10 protein-coding genes are annotated in these 12,613 nt (G+C 49.6%); 6 read left to right on the forward strand and 4 right to left on the reverse strand.

The annotated features are described in order from the left end of the window. Positions 1-25: 25 nt before the first annotated feature. The 3 genes from Q0986_RS10805 to Q0986_RS10815 all read left to right on the forward strand — a co-directional run bounded on the left by Q0986_RS10805 (position 26) and on the right by Q0986_RS10815 (position 5,165). Positions 26-2,158 carry a serine/threonine phosphatase gene (locus Q0986_RS10805; protein WP_299409670.1) on the forward strand — a complete coding sequence of 711 codons (2,133 nt, stop codon included), beginning with the start codon at positions 26-28 and terminating at the stop codon, positions 2,156-2,158. 49 nt (positions 2,159-2,207) lie between these two features. Next, entirely contained in the window at positions 2,208-3,437 is a 1,230-nt protein-coding gene (locus Q0986_RS10810; protein ID WP_299409674.1) for an FHA domain-containing serine/threonine-protein kinase, read from the forward strand. Between the two features lie 174 nt (positions 3,438-3,611). Beyond that, a complete protein-coding gene (locus Q0986_RS10815; protein WP_299409678.1) occupies positions 3,612-5,165 on the forward strand; it encodes an alkaline phosphatase D family protein in 1,554 nt (517 codons plus the stop codon). 55 nt (positions 5,166-5,220) lie between these two features. On the opposite strand, the gene recA is transcribed toward Q0986_RS10815, so the two are convergent. The 3 genes from recA to Q0986_RS10830 form a co-directional block, all read right to left on the reverse strand. Then, positions 5,221-6,291, reverse strand: coding sequence for a recombinase RecA (gene recA / locus Q0986_RS10820; protein WP_299409682.1), 1,071 nt, complete (start codon positions 6,289-6,291; stop codon positions 5,221-5,223). 119 nt (positions 6,292-6,410) lie between these two features. Further along, entirely contained in the window at positions 6,411-7,295 is an 885-nt protein-coding gene (locus tag Q0986_RS10825) for a class I SAM-dependent methyltransferase (protein WP_299409686.1), read from the reverse strand. A gap of 211 nt (positions 7,296-7,506) precedes the next feature. Beyond that, entirely contained in the window at positions 7,507-8,805 is a 1,299-nt protein-coding gene (locus tag Q0986_RS10830; RefSeq protein WP_299409689.1) for an alkaline phosphatase PhoX, read from the reverse strand. Positions 8,806-9,092: 287 nt separating this feature from the next. Here Q0986_RS10830 and Q0986_RS10835 point away from each other — a divergent pair, with 287 nt between their 5' ends. Both Q0986_RS10835 and Q0986_RS10840 read left to right on the forward strand, forming a co-directional pair. After that, positions 9,093-9,557 (forward strand): SRPBCC family protein, encoded by a 465-nt coding sequence (locus Q0986_RS10835; RefSeq protein WP_299409693.1) that lies wholly within the window; start codon positions 9,093-9,095, stop codon positions 9,555-9,557. Positions 9,558-9,640: 83 nt separating this feature from the next. Beyond that, positions 9,641-10,282 carry a hypothetical protein gene (locus Q0986_RS10840; protein WP_299409698.1) on the forward strand — a complete coding sequence of 214 codons (642 nt, stop codon included), beginning with the start codon at positions 9,641-9,643 and terminating at the stop codon, positions 10,280-10,282. A 3-nt stretch (positions 10,283-10,285) separates the two neighbouring features. Here the strand turns inward: Q0986_RS10840 and Q0986_RS10845 are convergent, their stop codons facing one another. After that, complete coding sequence (locus Q0986_RS10845) at positions 10,286-10,810, reverse strand: hypothetical protein (RefSeq protein WP_299409701.1); 525 nt, start codon at positions 10,808-10,810, stop codon at positions 10,286-10,288. 436 nt (positions 10,811-11,246) lie between these two features. On the opposite strand from Q0986_RS10845, the gene Q0986_RS10850 reads away from it, so the two are divergent. Beyond that, complete coding sequence (locus Q0986_RS10850) at positions 11,247-12,371, forward strand: SpoIID/LytB domain-containing protein (protein ID WP_299409706.1); 1,125 nt, start codon at positions 11,247-11,249, stop codon at positions 12,369-12,371. Positions 12,372-12,613 lie beyond the last annotated feature (242 nt).

Genomic DNA, 12,613 nt, shown 5'->3' on the forward strand with positions numbered 1-12,613 from the left:
ACCATAGGAAAACGGACCCTTCAGGATGATTAAATGTCCCCAGTGTAGCTACCACAACGTTGACGATCACCGTTTTTGCCAACAATGTGGAACGTCTCTTACGCAAAAGCAATGTGCAAATTGTGGACATTTCGTTGATTTTGAGGCGATGCACTGTCCTCAATGCCAACATCCGACGGCAACGATCTGGCGAACCCTGCTTATGCCAGTGAAGTTGGAACAAGAGCCGTTTACAGACACCCTCCCAGCCGCTCCATCTGCAGCCACTTCATCTGCAACCCCTCCCTTGCTGCCAACGTTGGATGCTGTTGATCTAGAACTGACAGAGGATCCTTCTACAGAAGAGCTGCTGAACACCATCGAACAATTGGTCAGTAAGCAACAGGATCCCACCTTCCCCCTGGATGAGCAACGAGATCCTGAACCTCAGCCCAGAATGGGTTCTGATCAGGATAGAGACTTAACCTCTCCTTACATTAATCCTGTCATCCAGCGTTTTTTAGCCCAAAATCCCCGATACCAACTACTAGAAACAGAAACAGCACAACACTCCCCTTCCCTCCAGACGGGTGGCTATGAATTTAATATTCTAGATACAGACCCCTTTCAGGTCTCCCCGCTGGCCGTGATGTTGAGACAGATGCAGAGCGCCACTGACCCGATCGAAATGAGTCAGCCTGGTGCCATCACCACGTTTTTAAACACTCAACCCCTGCCCTTTCCCATCCTTCTCGAACCTTATTTAGCCTTACGGCAACAGTTCCCGCTACTTCTCCCCTACATTCATGATGCCTGGGAGTCCGAACAACAGTTCATTATTCTCTTAGAAAATCGAACAGAGTTGCTAACGGTGAAAGAAGTGCTAGCCCAGGGAACCCTTAGCACTGACCAAATCATGCACTGGCTGCAACAAACCCTTGACTTTGCGGTGGCTTGTTCGCCTTGGGGGTGTGCGTCTAGCGTGTTGCATCTAGATAATCTCAAGGTCGATCAAAGACATGTTCTTTGCTTACAACAACTTGTGTTTGAGCCGGATCAACCCCTTTCTTGGGGGACCGCCAAAGAGAATACTTTCGTCCGATCAGCCGTTTGGGACGGTCTCCGCCAAGTGTGGTTAGATTTACTCCACAGCCTGGATGCTAACCTTGGAGACCCTTTTTATCCCTTACTCGCCAACTTACAGTCCGCCGAAGCGGTGACCCAGACCAAACTGCAATGGTACTTGAGTGATCTGAGCCAACAATGGTCAGCAGCCCCTACTCATCTCCCAAGTCATCTACCGTCACCAGCCATCGTCCCAGAGGATGGAGAAGCTGCACCTACCCTAATCTTGCCCAATCAACTCATTGATTTGGCAGCAGCGGGCCAAACAGATGAGGGTCGAGATCGGCATCATAATGAAGACTTTTTTGTCATCGAACAGCAGTTGCAACAGTGCATGAGTCCTCATCAGCAATACATCTCAGGGCGCGGACTATATATTCTTTGTGATGGCATGGGAGGACATGCAGGGGGAGAAATTGCCAGTTCGTTGGCCGCAGAAACCCTCACTCAATACTTTAAGACCCATTGGCAAGCCGATCTTCCTGATGAAGAGACATTGAGGGGGGCAATTGATGTGGCGAATCAAGCTTTATTGCGCGTGAATGAGGAGAAAGCTGGCAGTAATCGGATGGGGACGACTTTGGTGATGGCGTTGGTGCAAGATACCCATATTCATATTGCCCATGTGGGCGATAGCCGTCTATATCGTTTGACTCATCAGGACGGTTTAGAACAAATAACAGTGGACCATGAGGTGGGTCAACGGGAAATCAAAAGAGGGATGGCTCCAGAGCTTGCCTATGCTCGACCAGATGCCTACCAACTGACTCAGGCTTTAGGCCCCAGAGAGAGTTCAGTTCTAGAACCCGATATTCAATTATTGACGGCTACAGAAGATACACTGTGGTTGATTTGCTCAGATGGTTTAACCGATAATCATCTTCTGGAACACTACTGCGATCAACATTTGCTGCCGATGTTGAGCTCTCAAATTACCTTACAGCAAGGCGTCAATGAACTTGTGATGCTAGCCAATGAACATAATGGTCATGACAACATTACGGTAATCGCGATGTTGATGCGAGTACAACCCCAGAAGCTGTCATCTTCCTAATTCATCCCCTAGAACGATCCAGGTTATTTCGATTCACTAAAGTTGCAATGTGGTTACGCTAACCCTTCTTGATCCTCAAAATAAGGCCCCTATTCGCCAATGGTTGTTCACCACAACCCAGCAGATCAATGTTGGGCGCTCTTCCGATAATCATGTTGTTTTAAGCGATATCTTGGTATCGCGATATCATCTTGAGCTGCATCTACTCAATTCCTCAGAGACTGCTTTGATATGGCAACTCAATAGTTTGGGGAGTAATGGCACGTTCGTCGACGGTCGGCTAACCAATCAAGCCGAATTGAAGCATGACACGATTATTCAGCTGGGATTGACGGGGCCTATCCTCCGTTTTCAGCTCCAACTCCCCTATCAGGTTCAACCCCAACCCACTTCAACGCCATCTCAGAGCCAAGCTTGTCAACATGTGGGAAATCCCGCCGGCAACCTTTTTTGTGTTCATTGTGGCCAACCCCTGCAAGTGCTGCAAACAATTGGCTCTTACCAGGTTTTGCGAGTACTAGGAATTGGGGGGATGGGGACCACCTTTTTAGTCAAACCTAAGGAAAATACGGGGCTTCAACCTCAGCTTCAGGTTCTGAAGGAAATGAATGCTGATATGGAGAGCATTCCTAAGGCCCAAGAATTATTTAAGCGGGAAGCACGCATGTTGCGATCGCTGAGTCATCCCGGTATTCCTGATCTATACGATTTCTTTACAGAGAATGCCAAACAGTACCTGGTGATGGAGCTGATTCATGGCCAAGATCTCCAACGCTGGGTTAATCAACGAGGCCCACTGCCAGCTGCTCAAGCTTTGCGCTGGATGATCCAAGCTTGTGACATTCTGGACTATATCCATCGCCACGATCCACCGATTATTCATCGGGATCTTAAGCCCGGCAATATTTTAGTGCGCAACCGAGACAACCAAGTTTTTATTATCGACTTTGGTGCGGTTAAAGAAGCCAGTCTAGTGCCAGGGACTCGCATTGCGGTGGAGGGGTATAGTGCCCCTGAACAAGGATTGGGACGGCCAACGATTCAATCCGATCTATATGGGCTGGGGGCAACGCTGTTATTTTTGCTGACTGGGCAAAGTCCAATGGATTTTTATAAAAATCTAGGACATGGCTATCGAATTGAATTAGCCGACATTCTTAGTGTTCCAACTCAGGTCAAGCCAGTGATTGAGCGAGTCACCCATCCCCGTCCAGATCACCGATTTGAAGGTGCCCAAGCCCTCAAACAAGTCTTGCAAGACTGTTTGCCTCTCATCTAGTGCCGTTGTGCTGAGCCGCATCTATTGAGTTGCGATGCTCGAAGAGCGGCCTTTGGCCATTGCAACTCAATCGGCCTGTTCGGTGTCATTCGCTATAGACATTGGGCTAATTTCTGGCTCAAACTATTCATAGCCAAACCTTTAATAGCCCAACCTTGAACGGGAGAGACAAGCATGTTCAATCGTAGGCAGTTCTTGTTAACCGCTGGTAGCGCCATGGGATGGGTGATTTGGGTCGAGCATCAGCTTCCCTTGCTCGCTCAGCCCCAGTTTTCGGCGGATCCCTTTGGTTTGGGGGTTGCTTCCGGTGACCCAGACGCGAACAGTGTTGTGTTATGGACTCGGATTGTTCCTGCGCCGTTGACCGGGAAGCCCATGCCTGCCGTCTCCATCCCTGTGCAGTGGAAAATTGCAGCTGATCAACAGATGCAGCAGATTGCCCAACAAGGAACCGTTCAAGCTGTTCCACAGTCGGGACATTCGGTTCATGTGGTTGCTGATAACTTGTCCCCCAATCAGTGGTATTGGTATCAATTTCAGGTGGGAAAAGAAACCAGTCCCATAGGCCGGACCCGAACCCTACCTGCACCTGACGCTCGGGCAGACTCCCTCAAATTGGCCTACGTTTCTTGCCAGCACTACGAAAGTGGCTACTACACGGCTTATCAGCACTTGGCTGCAGAGGACTTAGATCTAGTGCTGCATTTGGGGGACTATATCTACGAAGGCGATCCGAAATCGAATCGTCCCCGACAACATGTGGGTCCTAATCCCGTGGATCTGGAGACCTATCGATGGCGCTATGCCCTTTACAAAAGTGATCCACAGTTACAGGCCGCCCATGCCGCGTTCCCCTTCATCTGTATTTGGGATGACCATGAAGTCGAAAATGATTATGCCAAGGACGAGTCCCAGGACTTTGCCGATCCAGCCGTTTTTCGGCGGCGTCGGCAAGCCGCCTATCAAGCCTATTATGAGCATTTACCCTTAAGACCTACGTCCCAACCCCAAGAGGCGCAATTACAGCTCTATCGGCAGTTTAAATATGGGGATTTGGCTGAATTCTACTGCTTAGATACGCGTCAATATCGGGATGATCAAGCCTGCGATCAGAACGGCAAAGGGGGTGGCCAAGTGGTCCTTAACTGCGAAGAACGCCTTGATCCTAAGCGATCTCTATTAGGATTTGAGCAAGAACAGTGGCTTTTGCAGGGCTTAGAAAAAGCTTATACGACCTGGACGGTTATTGCCCAGCAGATGTTGATGGCAGAGCTGCAGCAGGGGGTGCCGCCGTTGGTGGCCCATTGGTCAGATGGTTGGGATGGGTATGCGGCCACTCGCGATCGCATATTGAACGGTATTGCTCAATATCAACCCGCCAACCCGGTGGTGATTGGTGGAGATATCCACTCCTTTTGGGTCACGGATTTGAAATCTGACTTTCAAGATCCGACATCGCCGATTCTGGCCACTGAGTTTGTGGGCACCTCAATTAGCTCTGGTGGCCCTAATCCAAATTTATTTACCTCAGCTCTTAAAATTAATCCCCATATTCAGTTTTTCGAGAGTCGGTACCGAGGATATGTGGTTTGTGTGATCACTCCCGATCAGTGGACAGCGCATTTCCGAGTAGTGGATCAGGTTGAGAAACCAGGGGCATCTATACGGACATTGGCCTCGTTTCAGATCCAGAACGGTCAACCCGGTGCTCAGCGCCTGGCCAGCTAATATTCCCTGACTACAAACGACGGTGCCATCCGCCGCTCAACCAACAACCCGGCGCTTAATCGGATTCCCCTTTCGCTTTTTTCCCTTTTTTAGTAGAGGCAACGGTATTCGCTGAAACTTCTGCCCCTGTATCCAGCTTTGCTCTTACCTGCTGGGTCAGGGATTCTGTAAACTCTGGGTTGTCTTGCATATAGCGAACCGTATTGTCACGCCCTTGACCAATATTCTCGCCGTTATAGCTATACCAGGCCCCTTTGCGCACCAGGATGTCGGTCTCTTCCGCCATATCTAAGAGACAGCCCAGGGTAGAGATGCCTTGGCCAAAAATAATGTCAAATTCGCCAATCCGAAATGGAGGTGCCACTTTATTTTTGACAACTTTAACCTTGGCCCGAATCCCAAACTCCTCTGTCCCTTTTTTCAGCGTTTGAATCCGGCGAATATCTAAGCGCACCGAGGCATAGAACTTGAGCGCATTCCCCCCCGTGGTCACCTCTGGATTACCGTAGGTGACGCCAATTTTTTGGCGAAGCTGGTTAAGAAATACCACGGTACAGCCTGTCCGACCAATATTGCCGGTAATTTTTCGCAGGGCCTGACTCATCAGGCGAGCTTGCAGTCCCATGTGGGAATCGCCCATATCGCCCTCAATTTCAGCGCGAGGAACTAAGGCGGCCACAGAGTCAATGACGACAATATCAACGGCGGTGGAGCGAACCAGCTGATCGACGATTTCTAAGGCGGATTCCCCAGTATCGGGCTGAGCGACCAGCAGGTTTTCGGTATCCACACCCACGGCTGAGGCATAGGTGGGGTCGAGGGCATGCTCCGCATCTACAAAGGCAGCAATGCCACCGGATCGCTGCACTTCTGCGATCGCATGCAAGGCCAAGGTCGTTTTGCCGGAACTTTCAGGACCATAAATTTCAATCACACGGCCCTTGGGTAATCCTCCTCCTAAGGCCAAATCAAGTGTTAAGGCACCACTGGAAATCGTCTCCACTTTCATCTGGGTGGCATCCCCCAAACGCATAATGGATCCTTTACCAAAGGTGCGTTCAATTTGATTCAGCACCACTCCTAGCGCTTTTTCTTTCTCAGAGTTAGTGGGACTATCAGTAGCCATGAACACCTCAAACGAAATTAAATTTGGCAGGCACCATTATTATGGTCCACCATACCAAGGAGCTGATTTTCCATTGTAGATATTTACAAGATTGCCAAAATCTCTATTTGTCAAGCCTTCTAAACGGTCTTTTGATACAGTCCCCAAAAGATATCGCCGCCTAAATAGGGTGTTTTGACTGGATCGGGAATTAAATTGAGTCCTTGAACGAGCGGTTTGCCCCACCCTTTATCCATCAGTTGATACCGCAAAACCGATTTTCGATATTGACCATTCATCCATTTACTGGGACTACCCCGCGCAATTTCCTGAAAACCATATTCGGCAACCAGGCGTTCTAAGCCAGGAGGCGAAAACCAATGGCAGCGGCTGGGTGGCGTATAGGCATGCCAATTCCGTCCTCGCATCCGTGCCCATAGACTCGAGCGATCCCAGGTTTCAATCAGCCAATATCCTCCCGGTTTAGTCACCCTACTGGCTGTGTGTAATGCCAGTTTCAGATTGTAGAAATGTTGAATCGCTTGGATCATCATGACCAAATCAAATCGCTCTAGCGTTTGATAATTTTCCAGCGTTCCTACGGTCATCTTTAAGTCCAACTGTTGCTGGCCAAATTCAGCAATTCGCAGGTTAGGCTCTAATCCCTCGCCTTGCCACCCTGATTGCAGTAGTTCCTTGAGGATAAATCCAGCGGCGGCCCCCACATCTAAGACGGAGCCAGGGAGAACATAAAAGCCCAGCTGCTCGGCATAATATTGACCGAGCTGTTGCAATAAATCAGCTTCGGCTAAGTAATCGACATATCCCGCACCATCACCCTGAAAATATTGACCGTCATAAATGTCACTGACGTCTTTGGTCGTTGGCTGTTGCTCGGTAAACTGGTGATGACAGCGATCGCACTCTCGTATCCAATAGTCATTCTTACGAAATAAACGCACGCTGCTGCGATCGCAAATAGGGCACGTCAACTGCAATAAAGAAAGGTTAGTGTCTAAATCCATATAGTCAATGACTATGGCAAACGATAGCGCCCCTAAAGACAGGTTTCCCTAGAGCCTGGTCCCAAACTCTCCCCCGACAGAACCCTACCCCCAATCTATTTGGTGCCATCATAGGTTGATTATGATGATTTGCAAATAAATCCCTTGCCGGACTTCTGAAGGCACTTCATGCTCAACAGACCGCCCGGTTCAACGATGCATAGCCCCCGATCTAAACGAAGGGTCCCCAGATGGCAAAGGTGATGCCGGGCGTTTGTAAATTTACAAATAAGATTAAGGGATTGCGGGCAAAACACACCCCGGCCAATTCCTTATCATTGAGGGCATTGCGCGCAAATCGATAGAGTTGTCCCTGGGCATTAATCCCTCGAATAAACTGTTCCCCCCGCCCATCTTCACACAGAAAAAGATCGCCAAAGGGAGCCATCACTAAGTTGTCGGGATAGTCCAAAATCCCTGGATCGTTGGGTTCAGCAAATAAGGTCAAGGTTCCGCCCTCCTTAAGGGTTCGCCCAGGAATATAGCGCCAAATTTGTCCGAGCCTTGCTGTTCCTCCACTGGTGCAACAAAACCAGACCTCCTGCTGGCCTAAACAGATCCCCTCTCCACGACAGAATTGGGCTGCGCCTTTGGCAAATCCCTCTACTCGTACTGAATCAGTCGCTGGATCTGGATCTTGAATACGAACCCACTCCACTGGCAAGGGCTGACCAATGGGAATGCCCTGTTTGGTATTCAGTTGGGGGAAGCCTTTAATCCTGAGCGCTTCCAAAACGCCGCCTGCCTGTAGTGCCTGGGGTTGCTTGGGAATAAAACGGTAGAACAGCCCATCTTCACGATCCTCAGTTTGATAGATCACATGACTCTCTGGATCCACAGCAACTGCCTCATGATGAAAGCGTCCCATTGCCACTAAGGGCTGAGGCTGGATGGGCCTTGTGGCTTGCAGCGGCACTTCAAAGTTATAGCCATGCCGTTTGCTCACAGCCGGATCACTCTCTGGTGTAGAGGTATTTTCTTCGCAACTGATCCAAGACTCCCAAGGCGTGGGTCCCCCTGCACAATTGCGATAGGTTCCTGTCAGCGATGCATAATGCTTGAGTAAGCGCCGATTCGAATCAAGGATCAGCGTTGTGGTTCCCCCTGTGCATTGAGGGTCGTAGGGATGATCGCCTTGAACACCAGGCATTTGGTTCGGACTCAGCTCATGATTGCGAATCAGAACCGTGGTGTTGCGGGGACCTGGGAACGCCGCCATTCCATCATGCAGCGCCGGAACAGGAAAGCCATCGCTCATCCGCTCGCCGGTGTGGGAGAAGGCCCGATACTGAAACCCACGGGGTAAATCCAACAACCGATGTGGATCGGGAATCAGGGGACCGTAGCCTTCTGCCTCAATAGAGGCTCCGTTTGCGGCTCGGGTAAACAGATGATGAAGCTGAGCCCCGATCAGCGTCCCTGCACAACCTGCTCCGGCAATGGAAAGGAAGTGACGGCGTGAATAGTTCAAAGTCTTCTCCCAGATAACGATGGATAGTGGATCATAAACGGTGCAGATAACACTCTATTCAAAAGTGTTTGGCGATGACCAAAAGCTAGTCACAGACCATCACAGCTACCAACTCACTGTGCCCGCTTGTCCACTCTACTTTTGCAATACATGGCATTTAGGACCAATTTGGCTCTTCATATTCTAAAGTGAGATTGCCAAGGCATTAGGAATCATAAGGATTTGACCTTGATGTTATAGGGTTATGCTTTGTCAGCCTTGGCCGTTGATTCTGTTTACGAGCCCATATGGCAGACACCACTACCTTTGAACAATCTGTCTATATCGAAGCGCCCATCGCCATGGTGGATCGAACTATCACCGATCAAACGTTGATGCATCTCTGGCTGAACCCCTTATTAAAATGTGAGCCAGTGGGTGAGTGGAGTTCGCAGGTCGGGAGTCAAACTCAATTTATGATTCGGATCCCTTTTCTCAATCCCACCTTATACAGTCGAGTTATTGAACGACAGGAAGGATTAGTGGTTTGGGCCTTTGAGGGGTTTTTTCAAGGATGCGATCGCTGGCAATGCCAACCCGAAATTAGTGGGACCCGCTTGATTAACCGCTTCGAATTTCGCATTGAGAATCCCCTTGTCGCCTTGGGGTTTCAAGCCTTTGCCGCCAAACTCACCCGTCGAGATATGCAAAGTCAACTGCAACGACTCAAGCAAGTAGCCGAAACTCAGCATGCACAGTCCCAGGCCATGTAACCCCCGACTACAGTCAGGAACTTTCTTTGTTATCCCCTTGTCTTCAAATCTGCAAGGACAACATGTTACATGAGGACAATGCCATGAAAACTCACCGATCCGTTTCTCGATCTGGACTAGCAACGTTATTGGCGCTAGGGATGAGTAGTGCTGGCGTTGCTCCTTTGTTGCAGATTTTGCCCGCTCAGGCCCAAGTCTTTCCTCGTTCCAGTCGGGCTTCCCTCAGCGCGGGAACCCGAATTCCCGCAGCCTATCAGGGGGCGGAGCGAATTATCCTCAAACCCGATGAAACGTTACCCGTAACCCTCACCGTGATTGAAGATGTCCGCAATTCCCGAGGGACGGTTCTAGTCCCCAGAGGGAGCAGAATTGCAGGTCAACTCGAACCGTCTGGTAGAGGCACTCAGTTTGTTGCCAATACGCTAGTTTTGACCAATCGCGATCGCCAAGATATCGACGCCACCTCAGAGGTGATCACTCGAACAGAAGAAATTCGCAAGGGCAATAATGATCGGATTTGGCAAGGGGCGCTGGTGGGGGGAGCTGCGGCTGCAGTTCTGTCGGAAATCTTTGGTGATGTCGGTGTGATTGAAGTCTTGGGGGGCGCTGGTGCGGGTGCCCTAGGCGGATGGCTACTGGGGCGCCGCGAGAAGGTTGATGTTGTCGTTGTTGACGCTAAACAGGATCTGGATTTGACCTTAGATTCAACCCTTAATATTCGATAACCGCTAGGGCTCTTGGGCCGTATGACTGGAGGGAGTGGCACAGACATCCAAGATCCGCAGATCGTTATCACTGATCGAGGGGATGGGATAGTACTGATTTAAGTTGATACTGTGGTCGTAGGTTTGCTGTTCATAGCTCTCGACCACAGTGAGTGTTAGCTTGCTCGCGTCCATCGTTCCTGAAAAGCAGTCAAAGGAAGAGGATGGCATAAAAAATGCCCCCACTACCCGATTTCGGGTCATTCGGAAAACGAGGTATTCTGTCTGCAATTGTGCTGGCACCCGCGCCCGGCCAAAGAGATGGACACCTTCCTTGAGGGGATAATTGGGCAAAGAGACCGCTACTGCCGATTGCGCTTTTATTTCTATAGATTGGCGCTGAGGCGAAGGTTGAGCACTAGCACGAAGAGTATGAGCCATCCATCCATTTAAAGCCACCAGTAAGCTCAGTAGGTACAGAAGTCGTCTTCTATACCATTGGCGTCCCTCAATCGGAAGGGTGAGAATATTAAACGTGAGCTGATTCATGGGGCTAAATCGGGAAACACACAACGTTCAGTTTTTTCTGAACAAAAAATAAAGGAATTTATCTAAAATTCTGTTCCTGTCTTTCATTGTCTCCCTCTGAGTCTCATTTATAGTGTAGTTCTTTACAATTGATGAGATCTCGATATAAAGCTTTGCAGATAAATGGGCCTAAAATCCCCTTCCCCCTGATTTAATGGGAATTCTCTTTCAAGAAATTAATAATTGTTTACAGTGGTATTCTGGAAGAAACACCTCTTGCACGCTCTTGAGTCGAGAGAGAGGCTGATCCGCAGCAGCTTGGTTGCAGACCAAAGCAGGTCATTCTAGAAGCAGGTGGCCCCTATATCTTGGGCCGAATAAAAATAGGCTTAAGGCCTTGAGATATAGAATATTAAAGAAAAGACGGCTAATTTAGCCCATTCAACCCTTTATTTGTATGAATTGTCGCCGATATTACCCTGTCTTCCCTCAGGCTCCACAACGTTTAGCCGTACTATTCTTCTTCACAGGGATGGGCGGGATTGTTGCCAGCGCTTGTACCCATCCAGCGCCTCCTCCCCCTTCGGCAACGAAAACGAATCTTCAGCCGCAAATACAGCCTCACAAACCTGTGATTCCTGCGCCTGAATTAACGACGTTAGCCTCTTCATCCTCCCCCTCCTCTTCATCCTCCCCCTCCTCTTCTATTAAGCCGGAGTCTAAGCCACCTCAGTCCAATTCGTCTGCCAACCCGAAGGCTCCATCAAAAGCCGCTAAGGCTACGACACCCTCTTCAGCCCCTCAGTCCCATCCAACGGCGACGTTAGCCTTACCCCCTAAACCCGCTGAAGCCTCACCTCGGGTTCCCATTCGAGTTGCGATCGCACAACAATCTCCCTATTTAGTGATTGGCTCGTCTACTCCAGCTGCGGTCATGGATCAGCAAGGTCAAGCCGTTAAAAAACTGGTTGCATCCTCTGCTGAGAACTTTGTGGTCCAAGGCGGACAACTTCGGATTGGCAAGCAAAATGCACCCAATGTAGTGTGGATTCAACCGGAGTCCGACTCAGGTCTCGTTTATGTGTCGGGTCGATGGTACCGAGGCGCTGTTCAAGTGATTGCCAACAATGGCAAACTCTTAGGCGTCAACCATACGGATATGGAGTCCTATCTGTATAGTGTTGTGGGTTCAGAGATGCCTGCGTCATGGCCGATTGAGGCTCTCAAGTCTCAAGCCATTGCCGCCCGCTCCTATGCGCTAGCCCATATTGCTCGTCCAGCTAATCCACTGTTTGATTTGGGCGATACTCAAAGATGGCAGGCCTATAAAGGAGTCGAAACAGAAACAAACTCTACCTTGACTGCGGTGGAAGAAACGGCTGGCATTGTCTTGTCCCACAATGGCGCAGTGGTGGAGTCGCTTTATGCAGCATCCGATCAAATTGTTCGGGATGTCCATAAGGGCTTTGGGATGAGCCAAAATGGTGCCAATCAACTCGCTCGACGCCAGTATAACTTTCAGCAAATTCTGGCTCACTTTTATCCCGGGACCCGCTTAGCTTGGCTGCAGTTTTCGTCTTAAAGCATTTATTTAAGCTTTCATCGTTGCGCTCACGGCCAGATGTGCTATCTTAAAACCATTCCAACTCTTTGATGTGTTTGAGAATAAACCGTCCAGGGATTAAGGAGGTGATGCCCATGCAAGATAGTAGTATAACGCTGGGTCATCAAGTTGAGCTAGGTCGGCTGTGCGCCGGGACTGTTCTCTGATCAACTACTTCGTAGTTTATGTCGGAGTTCTTCCGGCAGTCAGACTTTAACTTG

The sequence above is a fragment of the Acaryochloris sp. IP29b_bin.148 genome (assembly GCF_028285565.1).
In the GTDB taxonomy this organism is placed as follows: Bacteria; Cyanobacteriota; Cyanobacteriia; order Thermosynechococcales; family Thermosynechococcaceae; genus Acaryochloris.

Excerpts from the sequence above, each read along its gene's own strand:
- Q0986_RS10805 (WP_299409670.1), top strand. The coding sequence starts at position 26 with ATGATTAAATGTCCCCAGTGTAGCTACCACAACGTTGACGATCACCGT.
- Q0986_RS10825 (WP_299409686.1), bottom strand. The coding sequence starts at position 7,295 with ATGGATTTAGACACTAACCTTTCTTTATTGCAGTTGACGTGCCCTATT.
- Q0986_RS10835 (WP_299409693.1), top strand. The coding sequence starts at position 9,093 with ATGGCAGACACCACTACCTTTGAACAATCTGTCTATATCGAAGCGCCC.
- Q0986_RS10840 (WP_299409698.1), top strand. The coding sequence starts at position 9,641 with ATGAAAACTCACCGATCCGTTTCTCGATCTGGACTAGCAACGTTATTG.
- Q0986_RS10850 (WP_299409706.1), top strand. The coding sequence starts at position 11,247 with ATGAATTGTCGCCGATATTACCCTGTCTTCCCTCAGGCTCCACAACGT.
- Q0986_RS10815 (WP_299409678.1), top strand. The coding sequence starts at position 3,612 with ATGTTCAATCGTAGGCAGTTCTTGTTAACCGCTGGTAGCGCCATGGGA.
- Q0986_RS10845 (WP_299409701.1), bottom strand. The coding sequence starts at position 10,810 with ATGAATCAGCTCACGTTTAATATTCTCACCCTTCCGATTGAGGGACGC.
- recA (WP_299409682.1), bottom strand. The coding sequence starts at position 6,291 with ATGGCTACTGATAGTCCCACTAACTCTGAGAAAGAAAAAGCGCTAGGA.